General features: G+C 50.6%; 14 protein-coding genes. 11 read left to right on the forward strand and 3 right to left on the reverse strand.

Annotated features, from left to right (window positions below):
* Positions 1 to 9: 9 nt before the first annotated feature.
* On the reverse strand, positions 10 to 1,350 hold the full coding sequence (gene brnQ, locus ACYVUT_RS02530) for a branched-chain amino acid transport system II carrier protein (RefSeq protein ID WP_484501420.1): 1,341 nt from the start codon (positions 1,348 to 1,350) through the stop codon (positions 10 to 12).
* Between the two features lie 142 nt (positions 1,351 to 1,492).
* Here brnQ and ACYVUT_RS02535 point away from each other — a divergent pair, with 142 nt between their 5' ends.
* The 11 genes from ACYVUT_RS02535 to ACYVUT_RS02585 all read left to right on the forward strand — a co-directional run bounded on the left by ACYVUT_RS02535 (position 1,493) and on the right by ACYVUT_RS02585 (position 14,772).
* Positions 1,493 to 2,164: a DNA alkylation repair protein gene (locus ACYVUT_RS02535; protein ID WP_484501421.1), complete on the forward strand. Its 672-nt coding sequence runs from the start codon at positions 1,493 to 1,495 to the stop codon at positions 2,162 to 2,164.
* A gap of 54 nt (positions 2,165 to 2,218) precedes the next feature.
* Positions 2,219 to 2,731 (forward strand): NAD(+) diphosphatase, encoded by a 513-nt coding sequence (locus ACYVUT_RS02540; RefSeq protein ID WP_484501422.1) that lies wholly within the window; start codon positions 2,219 to 2,221, stop codon positions 2,729 to 2,731.
* 284 nt (positions 2,732 to 3,015) lie between these two features.
* Positions 3,016 to 5,172: a sensor domain-containing diguanylate cyclase gene (locus tag ACYVUT_RS02545; protein WP_484501423.1), complete on the forward strand. Its 2,157-nt coding sequence runs from the start codon at positions 3,016 to 3,018 to the stop codon at positions 5,170 to 5,172.
* Positions 5,173 to 5,263: 91 nt separating this feature from the next.
* Entirely contained in the window at positions 5,264 to 5,830 is a 567-nt protein-coding gene (locus ACYVUT_RS02550) for a DapH/DapD/GlmU-related protein (RefSeq protein ID WP_484499857.1), read from the forward strand.
* A gap of 89 nt (positions 5,831 to 5,919) precedes the next feature.
* Entirely contained in the window at positions 5,920 to 6,276 is a 357-nt protein-coding gene (locus tag ACYVUT_RS02555) for a DUF1304 domain-containing protein (RefSeq protein ID WP_484499858.1), read from the forward strand.
* Positions 6,277 to 6,402: 126 nt separating this feature from the next.
* Positions 6,403 to 6,888, forward strand: a complete 486-nt coding sequence (locus ACYVUT_RS02560) for an Lrp/AsnC family transcriptional regulator (protein ID WP_439775698.1) — start codon at positions 6,403 to 6,405, stop codon at positions 6,886 to 6,888.
* Between the two features lie 209 nt (positions 6,889 to 7,097).
* On the forward strand, positions 7,098 to 8,909 hold the full coding sequence (glmS, locus tag ACYVUT_RS02565) for a glutamine--fructose-6-phosphate transaminase (isomerizing) (RefSeq protein ID WP_484499859.1): 1,812 nt from the start codon (positions 7,098 to 7,100) through the stop codon (positions 8,907 to 8,909).
* 148 nt (positions 8,910 to 9,057) lie between these two features.
* Positions 9,058 to 11,124, forward strand: coding sequence for a BglG family transcription antiterminator (locus ACYVUT_RS02570; protein WP_484501424.1), 2,067 nt, complete (start codon positions 9,058 to 9,060; stop codon positions 11,122 to 11,124).
* Positions 11,125 to 11,289: 165 nt separating this feature from the next.
* Positions 11,290 to 13,161, forward strand: a complete 1,872-nt coding sequence (locus ACYVUT_RS02575; protein WP_484499861.1) for a PTS mannitol transporter subunit IIBC — start codon at positions 11,290 to 11,292, stop codon at positions 13,159 to 13,161.
* A gap of 13 nt (positions 13,162 to 13,174) precedes the next feature.
* Positions 13,175 to 13,624, forward strand: a complete 450-nt coding sequence (locus tag ACYVUT_RS02580) for a PTS mannitol transporter subunit IIA (protein WP_439776218.1) — start codon at positions 13,175 to 13,177, stop codon at positions 13,622 to 13,624.
* Positions 13,625 to 13,626: 2 nt separating this feature from the next.
* On the forward strand, positions 13,627 to 14,772 hold the full coding sequence (locus tag ACYVUT_RS02585) for a mannitol-1-phosphate 5-dehydrogenase (RefSeq protein ID WP_439776219.1): 1,146 nt from the start codon (positions 13,627 to 13,629) through the stop codon (positions 14,770 to 14,772).
* Positions 14,773 to 14,901: 129 nt separating this feature from the next.
* On the opposite strand, the gene ppc is transcribed toward ACYVUT_RS02585, so the two are convergent.
* On the reverse strand, positions 14,902 to 17,631 hold the full coding sequence (gene ppc / locus ACYVUT_RS02590) for a phosphoenolpyruvate carboxylase (protein ID WP_484501425.1): 2,730 nt from the start codon (positions 17,629 to 17,631) through the stop codon (positions 14,902 to 14,904).
* Positions 17,632 to 17,801: 170 nt separating this feature from the next.
* A complete protein-coding gene (locus ACYVUT_RS02595; protein ID WP_484499863.1) occupies positions 17,802 to 18,746 on the reverse strand; it encodes an AEC family transporter in 945 nt (314 codons plus the stop codon).
* Between the last annotated feature and the right edge of the window lie 175 nt (positions 18,747 to 18,921).

The raw sequence follows: 18,921 nt of genomic DNA on the forward strand, positions 1-18,921 counted from the left end.
GTTTTTGCGTTAGGCGCGTTTTTTGCTGATTGAAGCCTTAATGGCCAAAATGACAAAGGTAACAGCGACTGGAACCAGCCAGCCAAGCCCGTCCTGGTAAAGGGGCAGGAGGCGGCCGTAAAGGCTGGTAACTGCCTTGACCTGCATCCCTGCCGGCAAAGCCTTGAAGAAGTCGCCCAGGGCGCAGAGGAAGGTAACAGCCGTCATGATCTGGTAGTCGACCTGCTTAAAGTCAAAGAGCTTACTGGTCAAGGCCAGCAGGATCAAGGAAATCGCCAGCGGATAGAGCAGCATCAAGACTGGCAGAGAGAAGGAAATGATGGTGGTTAGGCCGATGTTGGCAATCCCAAAGGCCAGGAGGCTGAAGATGATGGCCCACTTGTTGTAAGACAGGGTTTTGGGGAACATTTCCACAAAAGTCTCGCTGCAGGCCGTGATGAGGCCGATCGCCGTCTTAAGGCAGGCCACGAAGATCATCAAGGCAAAAATTACTGCCCCCAGACCTGGGAAGTAGTGGCGGGCAATCGCGGACAGGGCTTCCCCGCCGTTAGCGGCCAGACCCAGGCTGCTCCGGCTCTGGGCCCCGACCAGGGCGGTAATGGCATAGATCACCGCCATCAAAAGGCAGGTGAGGATACCGGTTTTTAAGGTCGCGGAAGCAACTTTTTCCGGCTTGGTGATCCCGAAGGTCCGGATGCTGGAGATGACGATAATGCCAAAGGCCAGGCCCGCTAAAGCATCCATGGTATTGTAGCCGGCCAAGACCCCGCTGATTAGTGGGGCGCTGGCGTATTCGCCAACCGGCTTGACTGCCTGGTAGCTGCCCAAGGGATGAAGAAGCGCGGTGATCATGATAAAGAAGAAAAAGAGCAAGAAGGCCGGAGTCAGAAACTTGCCGATCCAGTCCATGATCCGGCCTGGTCTCAAAGAGAAGAAAAGCATGATCGAAAAGAAGATCAGTGAGAAAATAAAGAGGCCGGTGCTTTTGCTCATCCCGCTTGGCAAAAGGGCAGAAATCCCGGTTTCAAAAGGAACCGTGAAGCAGCGGGGAATGGCGAAGAAGGGCCCGATGGTCAGATACAGAAGGCAGGTAAAGAAGTAGCTGTACTTGTGGCTGACCCGGCTTGAGAGGTCTAATAAGCCTTCTGACCTGGTCATCCCCAAAGAGGCGATGGCCAAAAGGGGCAGGCCCACCCCGGTGATCAAGAAGCCCAGGAGGGAGATCCAGAGATTGGCCCCGCTGGCTTCCCCCAGGTAGGCAGGAAAAATCAGGTTCCCGGCCCCGAAGAAGAGGCCGAAGAGCATGCTGGAAATCGTCAGCGATTCAGCATGCGTCAACTTTTCTTTCATGTTGATCCTCCATAAATCAAGTTAAAATAACAAATAGAAAGTAAAAACTAGAAAATATAAATTAGAAACTATTGTGCTAGAGCACACAATAGCTTATATTTTACCATACAGACTGACATAAAGATGAAAGCTCGGTGAAAAAATGACTTCTTTTTCAAAGTACCAGGCAGTTAAAAAGGCTTATGCAGCTGCCGCCAATGAAGAAAACGCCCAGGCCATGAGCAAGTACATGCGGAATCTTTTTCCTTTCTACGGGATCAAGAGTCCCTTGCGCCGGGACCTATCCAGACCTTTTTTAAAAGGCGTGACTAAAGAAGAAATAGATTGGGACCTGGTTGACCTCTGCTTTAAGGACGACTACCGGGAAATGCAGTACTTTGCCTTGGACTACTTGAAAAGAGTAGAAAGGCAGCTGACTTTTAAGGATTTAGGAAAAATCAAGCAGCTGGCTGAGACCAAGTTCTGGTGGGACAGCGTCGATGGTCTGGTCAAACTGGTGGGGCAGGTTTTTGTCAGAGATGAGGAAAACAGGGAAAAGACGGCCGCCCTCATGCTGGCCTGGGCGCAAGATCCCGACTTTTGGGTCCGGCGGACGGCAATAGAATTCCAGCTAGGCTTAAAAGAGGCAACGGACCCAGACCTTTTGGGGCAAATCATCGACCTCAACCTGGGCAGCCAGGAGTTTTTTGTCAACAAGGCTATCGGCTGGGCCTTAAGGGACTACTCGAAGACCAACCCGGCCTGGGTCAGAAGCTATATCGCTTCCCGCCAACTTAGTCCTTTGAGCCGGCGGGAAGGCAGCAAGTATATTTAAATGTTAACTACTGAAGCAGATAACAGATTGAGTAGATAAGCGAGTGACTAAAAAATGTTTGAACTGAACTACTGCCCCCAATGCGGGCAAAAATTGACTAAAAAGGAGTTGCCTCTGGATGGCTTGATCCCATATTGCGAACAATGCGGGGACTTCCGCTTTCCGGTATTTTCTGTTGCCGTCAGCATGATCGTCATGAATGAGGCAGGCGACCAGGTCCTCTTAATCAAGCAGTACGGGAAGGACTCCTATATCCTGGTGGCTGGCTACGTTAATAAAGGGGAAAACGCTGAAGCTACCTGCCAAAGAGAATTAATGGAGGAGCTCCATTTAAGGGCCAAAAGCCTCCACTTCAACCGCAGCCAGTATTTTGCCCCCTCAAACACCCTGATGCTCAACTATACGGTGACCGTTGACCAGAAGGAAAGGGTTATCCCCAACGAAGAAATTGATGCCTGGAACTGGCTGAGCATAGAAGAAGCCCGCCTGCAGATCCGGCCAAACTCTTTAGCCCGGACTTTTTTGCTGGAATACCTGGAGAAAAAAAGCAAATCCGATAATAAATAATTTATGAAATATCATATGAAAACAATAAATAGCAGCGTTTCTCCGCTTGGTTAATAAGTATTTTATTATCTCACGCTAATAACTTGATTTTACTAATCGAATGCTTTATAGTATTTTTTGCTTTAAAAGGTAGACACTCCGGCCAAGCCGCGAGTGCCTTCTTCAGTTAACGGTGTTTTGACTAGGAAATTCGTGTTTTGCTTGTGAGGTAAAGCTTGGAAAAATTTGGTGCTTTTAAGAGGAATTTTGATTTCAGCAGTCTTTCTCCCGCGGAAGCAAATAAAATGATGGGCTATGTAGGAATGATGAACCACTGTATGGACCGGGCCATGCAGGATGGGGATCCTAGCGACGCGATCATGATCTTCCTCGGTGAAATCGGGGAAAAACTAGGGGCTGCCCGGACTTATATCTTCCAGCTGAATGACAAGCAGCTCTATGACAACACCTATGAATGGTGCGCGCCGGGAGTTGTTTCCGAGCGGGCAACCTTGCAGGACATGCCGCGGGCTGATCTTGGCTCGCCTTTTGCCCAGGCCTTTAGGGAAAATTCTGGTTACTATATCAGCGACATGGCTGCTTTCAAGGAGGCTGATCCCGTGTTATATGGGATATTTTCCCGCCAGGAGATCAGCAGTCTGGTCTTGTGCCCATTTTACTTTGAAAATGACCTGGTCGGCTTTGTCGGGGCAGACCAACCTAAAGACATGGATCTGGCCCTTCCGGTCATGCAGATTGTTTCCAGCCACATGTCAGGGCTTTTGCAAAAGTCCTTTTACGTGGAAAAAGGCTCTTCAGCTGACAGCGTGACTGGCCTGTGCAGCGTGACGGCCTTCCGCCACCATGTTGCCTATGAATTAGCCGAAATCAAGGCTGATCCTGGTATGAAACTGGACCTGGTCCACTTTGACATCAGCAATTTCAAGTTTTTTAACAAAGAGCATGGGCTGAAAGCCGGCGATGAGCTTTTAAAGCGGCTGGCTCAAGTAATTGGCCAGGAAGTGGGCAGCCCCTGGCTGGTCCGGCCGGTTGCTGACCACTTTTACGCTTTGGTTCCCGATAACAAAGTAGATCAAGCCATTAGGAATATTCATGACGCCATTATCGGGGATGAAGCCTTCGGGGCTTCGATCAGAGCCGGGATCTACCCGCTGTCGGCCAATGACCAGCAGGTTTCTTTTGTCATGGACCGGGCCAGAATCGCGGCCAACAATGCCGTCGGCAACTACCGGAACTACTATTGCCGTTATGATCCGAAAATGGAAGCTGACCTGACTTTGGCAAACTACCTCCTCAGTCACATTGATGAAGCTGTGGCCAAGGGCTGGATCAAGGTCTACTACCAGCCAATCGTGGACACCTTCAGCTCCAAGATCAGTACTTATGAGGCGTTGGCCCGCTGGGTCGACCCCAAGTATGGCTTTTTGAACCCTGGCGAATTCATTGAAGTCCTGGAGCGGGGGCACCTTATCCACAAGCTGGACCTGCACATTTTGGACCTGGTCTGCCAGGACTTGGCAGAAGCCATGCAAAAAGACGAAAATTATCCAATGGTTTCAGTCAACCTGTCCCGTTATGACCTGGAGCTGCCCGACCTGCATGAAAAAATCAACGCCATTTTGAACCAGCATGGAGTAAAGAGCAATCAGATCAGAATTGAAATTACCGAGTCAGCCTTGCTCAGCAATACCGAAGCCATTATCAAGGAACACATCAGCCGCTTCCACGAAGACGGCTACCAAGTCTGGCTGGACGACTTCGGCAGCGGCTTCTCATCTTTAAACAGTCTGCAGAACTTTGACTTTGACCTGCTCAAGATCGACATGGCCTTTCTTCGTCACGCCAATGAAAAAACGCCAACTATCTTGATGGACGTGATCGACATGGCCAAGCGGCTGGGCATTGAGACCTTGTCAGAAGGGGTGGAGACCAAGGACGAATACGACTTCCTCCATTCTATCGGTTGCGTTTTAGCTCAAGGCTTCTACTTCTCCCAGCCCCTGCCAAAAGACAAGATTGCGGCCAAAAGGAAGGAGCGTGGCCTGGAATTTGAAAGCCAGGCTGAGCACGACTTTTACCAAAAGATCGGCCAGGTCAATGTTTTGAACGCCTTGTATCCTTTCAGCGGGAGAAATAACCAAGAGCTGGTGGAAACTGTTCCGGTCATGGTTGTCCTGGATCGGAAGGGAAAACTTGAGCTCATTTATGCCAACAAGGCCTCCCAGAATTTGATCAAGTCTTTGCGCTTGGAGGGCGAAGCTTTTGAGACCATCTATAAGAAGGAATTTTATGCCCTCTTGAGGCGTCTGGGCAGCCAAGCTGATGGCGAAATCGTTGAAGAGAATTTCCGGATTAAGAATTATTCTGGTCGCCTCCGCCTGCAGCTGGTAGCAGAGATGCCAGGCCAGCGGGCCTATGTGACCAGCACGAATATGGTTTGATTTTTCAGAGCATTTTTTCTGTTGAAAGCTTTTTTAATAAACGTTTTCGCTTATAATTAACTGTTGAGAAAAAGCTTAAAGGAAAAAGACCATGAATGAATTAGAAAAAATGCGCGCTGGCGGCTTCTACCAGTTGACCGCCCCGGAAGTTGAGTATTATCAAGAAGCCGGGATCATCTGGAACGATGAACTGAGGCAGGGCAACAACCTGGACCGGCCGGCCCAGCTCTTGCGCTTAAAGATGCACCTGGGAGCTTTGGGGGACCAGGCCGTCTTTGGAACCAGCTTCAGCTGCCTGAATGGGCCCAACATCTATATCGGCCACCACTTTTTTGCGGCCAGCGGTTTAACCATCGAAGATGCCGGCGAGGTCCACATTGGCGACTACGTGACTTTTGGCCCCAACTGCCTGCTAACGACAATTGCCCATCCCCGGTCAACCCACCAGCGCCGCCAGCGCCTGGCCCAGGCCAAGGGGGTTGAAATTGGCAATGACGTCTGCCTTGGGGCAAGAGTCACGGTTTTAGCCGGGGTCAAAATCGGCGACAACGTTGTCGTGGAAGCTGGAGCCGTGGTTGACCAGGATCTGCCAGCCAATGGGGTATTTGCCGGCATACCGGCCAGGAAAATCGCGGATTTAAGCAACGACTGTGAATGATCGGCAACATATGGTTTGACTTTATCATTCAGTTTTAAGTAAAATGTCACTATCAGCTTATGCTGATTTGACAAAGTGAGGAGTTAACAATGAAAATAGCTTTACAAATTTTAGCCTGCCTGGTGGCGGCGGAGTTCTTCTATATCATGTATTTGGAAACTTTTGCAACGACTTCCAAGAAAACCGCGGAAGTCTTTCAGATCAGCCAAGAGGAACTGCGCCGTCCGGCTTTGAACGTCCTTTTTAAGAACCAGGGGATTTACAACGGCTTGTTGGCAGTCTTGACCTTGATTGCCGCCTTCGCCTTGAGCAAGATCGTTTTGCAGCTGCTCTTGGCTTACATGATTCTGGTTGCGGCCTACGGGGCCGTGACCAGCCAGCCGAAGATCCTTTTGATGCAAGGGGGACTGCCGATCTTGACCTTGATCGTCAGCTTCTTTGCTTAATGGCGGGATGCAAGCTATAAGTCTTTTTTCAGAAAAAGTCTTGCACTGAGTTCTTGTAGGAATATAATATTTTTAATAAAACGATTAAAATAACCAGTGCAGCTGTTGAATAGGTGGGAGAACGAAATGGTTGAATACAAAATCGATAAAACCGACCGACGCATTTTACAAATGTTGGAAAAGAATGCCCGCATTTCCGTCAAGGATATCGCGGAAGCCAATTTCATGTCTTCTCCGGCCGTAGCCAACCGCATCAGACGGATGGAGGCCAACGATCTTATCAAGCACTACTATGCGGACATCGACTACTCGTCCATGGGTTACGTGGTCAAGGCCTTCATCAATCTGGAAGTCAAGCCGGAAGACAAGAGCGAGTTCTACCCCTTCATCGAGAAGATCCCAAACGTCATCCAGTGCGACTGCGTGACGGGGGACTACTCCATGCTGATCCAGGCGGCCTACCGGCGGCCAGAAGAACTGGACCACTTAGTCAACGAGCTGCAGAAATTCGGCCGCACCAAGACCGAAATCGCCTTCTCAACTCCGATTGAGCACCGGCCAATCCCGGTCAGCGCGGAGAGCAACGAGGAAGAAGACAAGAAAGAAGATTGATTTTAAGCCTCCATCTGGCAAGATGGGGGCTTTTTTTAGACCTTTTTGCAAAGAAAAAGTTAAGCTGGCCAATTTACCGCTTACAATTATACCAATTTGAGAGTAAAGACTTGACCCGGGCCAAAAAAACAGCTATGATTCCTATTGCAAGCGCAAAAATACAAATTAGTCCAATCACTTAAATTGAACTAGACCAAAGGAGAAGACATATGTGCGGAATTGTCGGTGTAGTTGGCAAGCCAGCTAGAGAAGTTGTTTTGAACGGTTTGAAGAACTTGGAATACCGCGGCTACGACTCAGCCGGTATCTACCTCAATGATTTACAAGGGCATGAATACTTGACCAAGGCAGTCGGCCGGATCGCCAATCTGGAAGAGAAGCTGACGCCAGAAGAAGAAGGGACGACCGGGATCGGCCACACCCGCTGGGCAACCCACGGCCATCCGACAGTAGAAAACGCCCACCCGCATTACTCAGAAGACGGCCGCTTCTACCTGGTCCACAACGGCGTTATTGAAAATTACCTGGAATTGAAGGAAAAGTATTTGGCAGGCGTTCACTTCAAGTCTGAAACCGACACTGAAGTTATCGTGCAATTGGTAGCTAAGTTTGCCAAGGACGACAATCTGGATGCTTTTACCGCCTTCAAGAAGGCTTTGAAGCTGGTCAAGGGCTCATACGCCTTCTTGCTGGTAGACAACACCAAGCCAGACCACATTTACATTGCTAAGAACAAGAGCCCGATGATGCTGGGCCTGGGTGATGGCTTCAACATTATCGCGTCAGACGCGATTTCCGTTCTGGACCAAACCAAGACCTTTATCGCCTTGAACGACGGCGACTGTGCTGACGTAACCAAGGACTCAATCGAAATCCAAGACTACGACGGCAACAAGGTTGAAAGAGAAGCTCACGTTTTGGACATCGACCCGAATGCCGCTTCTAAGGGCACTTACGAATTCTACATGCTCAAGGAAATTGATGAACAGCCAGCTGTAATGCGCCGCCTGTCAACTGACTACCTGGATGAAGCAGGCAAGCCAGTTGTTGACGAAAAGATCGTCGACGCTGTCAGCCAGGCTGACCGGATCTACATCTTCGCGGCTGGTACTTCCTACCATGCAGGTCTGGTTGGCCAGCAGATCTTTGAGAAGTTTACGGGCATCCCAACTGAAGTTGGCTATGCTTCAGAAGCTGGCTACCACTTCCCAATGATGTCCAAGCACCCATTCTTCATCTTCCTGACCCAATCTGGTGAAACTGCCGACTCCCGCGTGGTCTTGACTGAAGCCAACAAGCGGGGGATTCCAAGCTTGACCATGACCAACGTTGAAGGGTCAACCTTGTCAAGAGAAGCAACTTATACCATGCTCTTAAATGCTGGTCCGGAAATTGCCGTTGCTTCAACCAAGGCTTACACCGCTCAAGTTGCCCTGCAGGCAATTTTAGCCAAGGCCGTTGGTGAAAAGCTGGGCGACCAGGAAGCTAAGGACTGGAACTTGAAGCAAGGCTTGAGCCTGGCTGCTGAAGGCATCCAGGAAATCGTTGACGGTAAGGAAAAGATCGAAGAACTGGCCAAGAAGTACCTGGTTCCATCAAGAAACGCCTTCTACATCGGCCGGGGGATTGACCACGCCGTTGCCTTGGAAGGAGCCTTGAAGCTGAAGGAAGTTTCCTACATTCAAACTGAAGGCTTCGCCGCTGCTGAACTGAAGCACGGGACGATTTCCTTGATCGAAGACGGCACGCCGGTTATCGCCTTGATCAACGACCCGGTAACGGCTGACCTCACCCGGGGCAACATCCAGGAAGTAGCTTCCCGCGGGGCCAACGTGATCACTATTGTTGGCAAGCAATTTGCCAAGGAAGGCGACAACATCGTTTTGCCGGAAATCGACTACTACCTGTCAGCTTTGCTGTCAGTAGTGCCGACTCAGCTTTTGGCTTACTACGCTTCCAAGAACAAGGGCCTGGACGTTGACAAGCCACGTAACCTGGCTAAGAGCGTCACGGTTGAATAATTTTTAGTAACAGGCAAATACGCAAAACAGACAGGCGCTTAGGCGTCTGTCTATTTTTATTGAAAAAAGCAAGTAATTATTATTCATTAGCAAAAGTAATTTACTTTTGCTACAATAGTGGCGTAATTTTGACAGAGGGGGCAGAGCAATGATTGTGACCGACCGGCAGAAAAGGATTTTACAGATTCTGCTAGAAAACGAAGACGGCATCAGTTTGGCGGAAGTGGAAAAAAGGCTGGCGACCAGCCGACGGACCCTCTACCGGGAATTTGGCTTGCTGAGGCCAGAACTAGCTAAATCAGACTTGACCTTGACCAACAAGAAGGGCTATCTGCAGCTGACTGGGCCGACTGAGGCGATTGCCGACCTGCGCGCTGAAGTGCAAGAAAGCAAGAGTCAAGGAGAGATGAAGGCCGAAGACCGGGGCAATGCTCTGGCCGCCATGCTTTTATTGAAAGACGAACCGGAAAAAATCATTGCCTTGGCTGGTCAATTGGGTGTTAGCGAAGCTACCGTTCAAACCGACTTGGACTCGGTAGATGGGTCCTTGGCCAAGTATCAAGTGCTGCTCAAGCGGACCAAGGGTCTGGGGGTTCAGATCAGCGGCAAGGAAAGCCAGCGGCGGAGAATTCTTAACAGTATTTTGCTCAGTGAAAGCAATGACTATGTCTTTTTTGCCTACCTCAATAAGCCGGGCCAGGAAAAGTCAGGCAATTTTTTCATCGATCTTTTACCAAAAAAGGACTTACAGAAATGTTGGCAGGCTGTCAAAGGGCTGCTGCCGTCTTTCAATTTTGAAACCGACTACCAGTTGATTGAAATGATCCTTCTGTTTACCATCAGCCTGGACCGCCAGCGGCAGGGCAAAAGCGTGGAAAACACGGCGGCTAAGCCAGATTCTTTGAAATACCAAAGTTATGTTTACCAAATTTTCGCCAAGCTGGATGATGAAGAAGTCACATTGACACAAAATGAAGTGGCATTTTTGGCCAACCAGCTGCAAGCTTATGCTGGCCAACGGGTGCCTTTTGCCAATGACGACCAGGAGGTCTTTGTCAATTTGCGGGTTGGCCAATTTATTCAAGATGTTTCTGACCAGGTACATTTTGACTTTAGCAAGAACCCGGCCTTTGCCCGCCGGCTGCAAAAACACATTTCCGGTTTGCTCCAGCACCAGGTCAAGCGGCTGCCTAACGTGCGAATTGAGACCTTAAGCCAGTTGACCATGCACTTTCCAAAGCTCTACGAAGCAATCACAGCTGCTTGGAAGCTGGACTTTTCAGAGGAACTAAATGTCGCGGAGCTGCAGCTGCTGCTTTTGTATTTTGCTAATGAATACGGCAACCGGCAACCACGCCGCAACCTGTCGGCTCTGGTGATTTGTGACAACGGCTTGGGAACATCAGCCATTCTGGCGACCCGCTTGCAAAAAGAGCTTCCGGAAATCAAGCAGGTCAAGACCGCCCGGGCTTCTGGCCTGGCTCAATTAAAACTGGAAGACTATGACATCATCTTTTCTACTTTAGATTTGCCTGGCTTCCCCCGTGAGTACCACCTGGTCAGTCCCTTGCTTTTAGGCGGGGAACTGGACCGGGTTAAAAGCGAGGTGGCTGCCTACGTAGCCAAATATCCGGAAAAAAACGAAGTCGAACAGCCGCGCCGCTTCAAAAATCCTTCAGCCATGCTGACCAAGCTGGCCCAGGAAAGTTCATTTTGCCAGCAGCTCTTGCGGGAGATGACCTTGCAGCCGCTGGCCAGCCAAGGGATGGATATGGAAGACATTCTGGCCGCCATTGTCAACGCCGTGCCAAGCGAGTATGTTAAAGACCGGCTGGAAGTTACCCGCCGGCTGAAGTCACGGATGGACCTGGCCCCGTTGGGCCTGCCCGGCAGTCATCTGGCCCTCTTGCACACAAGGACGCCGGCTGTCAAAAAATGCTTCTTTGCCATTTATGAGCTGGCAGAGCCAATTTCTATGGTGGCGATGGATCAAAGCCAGATCATGGTCAAGCGGCAGCTGCTGCTTTTGGCACCGGAGGATTTGCCAGAAGCCAGCGCCAATATCCTGGGAATGATCAGCAGCTTTTTGGTTATGAGCGATCAGACGCTTCGCTTGTTTGAAGAAGGCAACTGCCCGGAAATCGCGGCTGGCATTGCCCAGCAGTATTTGGGGCAAGTGACCCAGCAGTTGAACCAGGCTCGCGGCCAACGATAATGCAAAAATCACAAATGGAACTCTGGCACCGTTTTCAGTGCCAGAGTTCTATTTTCTTTCCGTTGAAAGCGGAAACAATTGATAATAAGATAAAAATGTAAGTAAAAGTTAAGTAGAGTAAGTTTTATTGTTTTTAGTAGTTTTTAGTGTTTAGGAGGAAAAGTAATGTCTGAAACTCAGAGCAAGAGCTCAGCTAAGGCAAAGATCCAAAAATTCGGGACCTTCCTGTCAGGCATGATCATGCCAAACATCGGCGCGATTATTGCCTGGGGCTTCATGACCGCGATCTTCATGTCGCCAAATGGCTGGTTCCCGAACAAGTACATCAACAGCTTTACCAGCTCGATGCTGTACTTCATGATTCCAATCTTGATCGCCTACACGGGCGGCAAGAGCGTTTATGAGGAAAGAGGGGGCGTAGTTGGTGCCATCTCCGTTGTCGGGACCATCGTCCTGGCCTTCCCTTGGGCCAACCCGGTAGCGCAAGGCATCGTTTATCCGGCTCTTTACCCATACGCTGCCAACAAGGCTACGGGGATTCCAATGTTCCTGGGGGCCATGATCATGGGGCCGCTCAGCGCCTGGTGCCTTAAGAAGTTTGACCAGGCCTTCCAAAGCAAGGTCAAGGCCGGCTTTGAAATGATCTACAACAACTTCTCCCAGGGGATCATGGGGATGATCTTTGTAGCCATCAGCTACTTCTTGATCGGACCTATTTTGGTTGTATCCACGATTTGGATCGCCAACGGGGTTGACTGGATCATCGCCCACCACCTGCTGCCACTGGCCAACCTGGTGATTGAACCAGCTAAGGTCTTGTTCTTGAACAACGCGATCGGCAACGGTGTCCTGGTGCCTTTGGGGATCCAGCAAGCCGCTAAGATCGGCAAGTCGGTCCTCTTCTTGATGGAATCAAACCCTGGCCCTGGTCTGGGGATCCTGCTGGCCTGCTCAATCTTTGGCAAAGGTTCAGCCAAGAGTTCTGCTCCGGGTGCCATTATCGTTCACTTCCTCGGTGGGGTGCACGAAATTTACTTCCCGTATGTTCTGATGAAGCCAATCTTGATCCTGGCCGCCATGGCCGGCGGGATTACCGGGACCTTCCTCTTCAGTGTCTTGGGCGGTGGCTTGACTGCTGCTGCCAGCCCTGGCTCAATTATCGCCATCTTGCTGGTTTCAGCTAAGGATGCTTACTTCGGCAACATTGTTGGTGTTCTTGGCTCAGCTGCCGTTTCCTTTATCGTAGCTGCTGTCATCTACAAGATGGACAAGAGTGGCGATGGCGACCTGGCTGCTGCTCAAGGGCAAATGGCAGCCATGAAGGCAGAATCCAAGGGCTTGACTGAAGAAGAAAACGGTGCTTCAGCTGTTGAAACAGTTGAAAGCTACAAGGACGTACAAAGAATCATCTTTGCCTGCGACGCCGGCATGGGTTCATCCGCTATGGGGGCATCGCTTTTGAGAGACAAGGTGAAGAAGGCGGGCTTGAAGCTGCCAGTTACTAACACTGCTGTCCGCAACTTGAAGGATGAACCAGGACTTTTGGTTATCACCCAAGAAGAATTGGCAGAACGGGCTAAGGAAAAGACGCCAAACGCGCTTCACGTATCAGTCGGCAACTTCCTCAGCACGCCAAAATACGACCAGGTCGTTGCCCGCTTGAAGGCAGCCGGTGAAACCCTGCCAGAAGCAGACCAGGTCAAGAAGAATGAAAAGGCAGCCGCTAAGAGCGACGGCTTGGCAGCTATCGACTTCAGCAAGGTCAAGGAAGTCGACTTCATCCGGCACGACCAGCACCTGGGTACGGTAACGATGGCTTCCAGCCTGTTCAAGGACCAGATGCAGAAGGCCGGCAAGGAAACTCCGGTCAAGGCCGTAAGAATCAATGAACTGGACAATGATCCAAGCCACTTGGTCATCGTTACGCCAATGGCTGGCAAGAACCTGGCTATCCGCTATGACCAGATTCAAGTCATCACGGTTGACGACTTGCTCAAGGCCGGCGAAGTCAGCGGTCTGATTGACAAGCTGAAGTAAGGAGAGCAGAAGCATGAAACTGGAAAAAGATATGATCAAGTTGAACCAGAATGTTGCCACCAGTGAGGAGGCAATCCGCATGGCTGGGCAGCTTCTGGTGGACCACGGCTGCGTAGAGCCGGAATATATTGATGCCATGCTCGCCCGGAACGCGGATGTGTCAACCTACATGGGCAACTTTATTGCCATTCCGCATGGCACTGATGAAGGCAAGAAGTACATCAAGAAAACTGGAATTTCGGTCGTCCAGATCCCGATGGGGGTCGACTTCAGCGAACCCGATGACCAGCAGGAGAAGCTGGTGACTGTCGTCTTCGGAATCGCGGGCTTGGGCAATGAGCACTTAGCGCTCTTGTCCCAGATTGCCCTGTTCTGCAGCGACGTTGCCAACGTAGCAAAATTAGCCGACGCGCAAACGCCAGAAGAAATTATCGGTTTGTTAGACAAAGTAGGAGAAAAATAAAAATGAGAGCAGTACACTTTGGTGCAGGTAATATTGGCCGCGGCTTTATTGGCGAAACTTTGGCAGCCAACGGTTTTGGAATTGATTTTGTCGACGTTAACGAAACGATCATTGATGCCTTGGTCGAGCGGGGTGAATACGATATTCAACTGGCCGCCCCGGGGCAAAAGAAGATTCACATCAGCAACGTGACCGGGATCAACAACGCCAAAAACCCTGAAAAGGTTGTCGAAGCCATCAAGACGACCAACATGGTCACCACGGCTATCGGCCCCAAGGTATTGAAGATCATTGCTCCTCTGATCGCCCAAGGCTTGAGCGCGAGAGTCAAGGAAAATCACGAACCTTTGGATGTCATTGCCTGTGAAAACATGATCGGCGGTTCCCAGTTCTTGAAGGAAGAAGTTTACAAGCACTTGAGCGACGAAGACAAGGCTGAAGTTGACAAGTATGTTGGCTTCCCGAACGCCGCTGTTGACCGGATCGTGCCAATTCAGCACAATGAAGACCCGCTCTTCGTTTCAGTTGAAGACTTCAAGGAGTGGGTCATCGACGAAAGCCAGATGAAGAATCCGAAGATTCGCTTGGAAGGCGTTCACTACGCGCCAGACCTTGAACCATACATTGAAAGGAAGCTGTTCTCGGTCAACACCGGTCACGCCACTGTTGCTTACACTGGCAAGGCTCTGGGCTATGAAACGATTGGGGAAGCCGTTAAGGATGACCGGGTCGTTGACCAGGTAACCCGCGTATTGGCTGAAACCCGTTCCCTCCTTTTGGCCAAGTGGGACTTCACTAAGGAAGAACTGGAAGAATACCACGCCCAAGTCATCAACCGCTTCAAGAACCCTTACATTTCCGACGACATCGCCCGGGTAGGCCGGACGCCTATCCGCAAGCTGGGCTACAATGAACGCTTCATCCGGCCGATCAGAGAACTGAAGGCCCGGGGCTTGGACTACAGCGCCCTCTTGGAAACGGTTGGCAAGATCTACCACTTTGACGAGCCGGCAGACGCTGAAAGCCAAAAGCTGCAACAGATGCTCAAGGATGAACCGGTCAAGGAAGTCGTTTTGGAAACGACCGGCCTCAAGGATGACCCTGACCTGGTTGAAGAAATCATCGCTTCAATCAAGGCGGCTGATTAAGGCTAAAAAACTAAAGCAAATTAAAATCCGAATCAAAAACTAAAACAACACGAAGCAAAAGCAAGAAGAAAAAGCATGTTTGAAAAAACATGCTTTTTTGCTTCTTATTAAAGTGTAAACCCGTGGCGATTAGCCCGAATTACGCAGGCCTGAAGCGACCCCGTTGATGGTGATGTGGATGATCGATTCGTAGATGCCGCTGAGCTTTTCTTGCCGGCCCCGCTTGATCATTTCCAGCTGGACGTAGTTCAAGACGTTGAAGTAAGGTAGGCGGTAGTCCAAGCTGCTTTCCAAAGACGGGTTGTCTTCCAAAAGTTTGCTGTGGCCTTCGATCTGCAAGATGACTTCCTTGGTCAGTTCCCATTCCTTCTTGATGATGTCAAAGACTGACCGGGTAGCTTCGTCTTCACAGAGCCCAGCGTACTTTTCAGCGATTTCCATGTTGGACTTGGACAAAACCATGTCAACGTTGGAAAGCAGGGAGTGGAAGAATGGCCAGCCCTGGTACATTTCCTGCAATTCCTTCAAATTGTTAGGATCAGCATCGATGAAGTGCTTGAAGGCTGAACCAACCCCGTACCAGCCTGGGAACATGACCCGGCTCTGTGACCAGGAGAAGACCCAAGGAATAGCCCGCAAGCCGGACAGTTCAGTAATCTTCTTTCTGGCTGCCGGCCGGGAGCCGATATTCAAGCTGGAGACTTCCTTAATCGGCGTCGCCTGGAAGAAGTAGTCGTGGAAGTGCGGGTTGTCAAAAACAAGTTCCCGGTAAACCCGGTTGCTGTCTGCAACGATGCCGTCCATTGAGGCCGTGAAGTCCTGGATGTGGTCCTGGCTGACGGCTTGTTTGGAGACCATCCGGTCAACCGCGGCGGAAACCAGCATTTCCAGGTTGTAGTAGGCAGCGTCCTTGTTGCCGTACTTGTTCTGGATGATTTCCCCTTGTTCAGTAGTCCGGATCCGGTCCTTGATAGAGCCGAATGGCTGGGAGGTGATGGCTTCATATGATGGGCCGCCGCCCCGGCCAACCGTACCGCCCCGGCCGTGCATGAAGGTGATCTTGATGCCACGTTCTTCGCCGATGGCCGTCAGTTCCTTTTGGGCCTTGTACAAACTCCAGCAGGACGCCAGGTAGCCGCCGTCCTTGTTGGAGTCGGAGTAGCCCAGCATGATTTCCTGGTAGTTGCCCTTGGAAGCAATCCAGCGCTTGACGATATCGAAGCTGAGGTAGCGCTTCATGATTTCCCGGGAGTTCTGCAGGTCTTCCACCGTTTCAAACAAAGGCACGACTTGTACCCGGGCTTTTTCAGAATCAAGCAGGCCGTATTCCTTCAGCATGATGGCTTGTTCCAGCATGTCGGAGATGCTTTCGGTGTGGGAAATAATGTGCTGCTTGATCACGTTCTCGCCCAAAGTGTCCTTGAGAATCCGGGCGGTGTGGTAGATCTTCAGTTCCTTTTGCAAAAGCTCTGACTTCGGTGAGTTGGATGAGTGGAGGCTGCGCGGGTCATTGTTTAATTCGCTGAGCAGGATCTGAATCTTTTCTTCTTCGCTCAAGTCACTGTAGTTGTCGCAGATCCGGGCGCTCTTTAAGAGTTCTGCCACGCAGGCTTCGTTGACGCTGGAGTCTTGCCGCATGTCGATCGTGGCCAGGTGGAAGCCAAAGACATCGATAGCTTCCAGCAGGTCATCAAAGTGGCCGCCGGTTACTGCCCGGTCATGGTTTTGGATCAATGACCGCTTGATGGCTTCCAGGTCTTCCTTGAATTCGTAGGCATCCTTGTAGACTGGGGCCTTTAAAGCAGCTTCTTTCTTAACTACGGCTTCCTTGGAGAAGACGTCCAAAAGTTCCATTTCAGTGTGGGCCAGGCGGCTTTCCAGGTAGTAGAAGGCCCGGCGGTAAGGTTCATTTTCTCTGAATGGGGAGTTGTCGGCGGACAATTTGGCCAGTTCCGCAACTTCCGGCGTGGGCTGCACGTAAGAAGTTGAGACAGCTACCGTCCGGTAGAGGTCGTTGAGGGCCTTGATGTAGTATTCAAAAATGACTTCACTTTGAATCGTCGCGCTCAAGCGGAGGGTTTCCGCCGTTACATAAGGGTTGCCGTCCCGGTCCCCGCCGATCCACATGCCCATGGTGATCGGCGTTGCCCCGGCAACGTTGAGGCCCTTTTCCCGGGCCAGTTCCTTGTAGCGGGCAGTGAGCTTGGTGATGGCCGGAATCAAGGAGTCAGGGTAGTAGACCATGACGTTCTTGATTTCGTTTGAGACCTTCAGCTTCTTTTCCCGGATGATGTCCGTCTGCATGATGATTTCAATGTAGCGGCGCAGTTCCCCAGTCCATTCTTCCCGGTTGATGGTGCCGGCCTTGACGTCCCGGTAGCGGCGGAGCAGATCATGGATCTTATTGGTAAGTTCCAGAATGGTCTTGCGCTGCACCTGGGTTGGGTGGGCGGTCAAAACAGGAACGACGTTGACATAGCTCAGAATTTCAGCGGCATTGTCCTTGCTTGCCACCAGGTCAACCGTTGATTCCAGCTTGCCCAGGTAGTCCTTGTCCGTGTTGTTGAGCAGGTTGACTTCACTGGCCAGGTCGACGTCTTCTGAAATGTTGATCAAAAGCGGCAGGGTCGCGAAGTAGCGGGCAACAACGATCATTTCTTGATTGCTCAAGCAGGCAATCTGGCTTTCCAGTTGGCTGTGGTCGTTGCTGGCAGCGATTTTGACCAGGCCCTTGATCTTGGCGAATTCTTCGTCGCCAACCAGGTGGCGGGTGCTTTCGTCAAGCAAGTCAGTCAGGATCTTGACCTCTTCAGCAATAACCGCGTGGTTACTGTTGTTCTCTAATTTCTTGGCAGTCACGCTTAACTTCCTCTTTCTTTTAACTAATGCTTTATGCTTGCTTATGCTTTTTATCTATCATACGCCTTTTTTGCTGAAAATTGAATTAGCTTGGGCTCTTTTTCCGTAACTTTTTCTAAAAAGTCGAACAATTTTCTTGACAAAAATGATACATTTCGGGTAAGGGTGAACTATACCAGCTGCTTGAGCCAGCTGGCCAGCATGATAATCAAGGGCACGCTGACCACCGACATCAGAGTCGACAGGCACAGACAGCGCATAGGGAAGGCAACAGGGCGGTTGGCCAGGAGGCTGAGCATGACAATAAAGCCGGCAACCGGGGCGGCCGCCATGATGACTACGGCCAGGTAAGCGGTCATTGACAAGGGAACCAGGAGCAGGATCACGCTCATGCAGGCCGGCATAAGGAAGTTCCGCAAGAAGCAGATCAGCCAGGCTTTGCCATCTTTATAGAAGTCCCCCGAAATTGTTCCCAGGTTGGAGCCGATGACGATCATGCTTAAGGGAGTGTTCAAAGAAGCCACGTAGCTGACTGACCGGGAGATCACGGCAGGAAACTTGAGGCTGACGCCGGTGATAAAAAGGATGAAGCCAATGGCCGTGGCGATGATATTTGGGTTTAAGAGGACGGTTCTGAGGGTATCGGCCAAAGGCTGCCGCTTCTTAAAGGTGCCGATGCCGTGAGACCAAATGAAGATGTTGTTCAAAACCAGGATGGGCACGGCGAAGAAGGTCCCCTTACTGCCTAAAAGAGCTTGAATCAGGGGGATGCCGATAAAGCCGCAGTTGTTGTAGACCGCGCCAAAAGCAATCAGCTGCTTGTCCGGGTCATTTTTTAACCGAGGCAGGCGGAGCAGGAGACTGCTGAAGGCGATGGGGAAGAGGTAGTTGAGCGATCCCGCCAGGAAGGTTAAGCCAAAGTCCTTGACCAGGCTGGCGCTGGCCGGGCGCTCAAAGGCGTTGATGATCAGGCAGGGGCCGACGATGTAGACCAGGATGGCGGTTAAGTCCTTGCCGGTTTCTTCATGGATCATGCCCTTCTTCCGGCAGAGGAAGCCGATGGCCATGAGGATGAACATGATGCAGATCTGCTCCAGTGAGATGAAAAATGCCATAAAAATACTCCTATCAATCAGTTCTTTTTAACAGATTATAAGCCAATTTATTCTTTAAAAAGAAAGAACTTTAAAAAAGGGGGGAGAAAATGGGTGAAAAGCTTGGTGGGCAAAGGCCAAACCTGTTATACTGATTTAGTCATAATTGCAGTAGAAAATTTAAGAAACAGAGGAA

Source organism: Lactobacillus sp. WILCCON 0059, assembly GCF_057197985.1.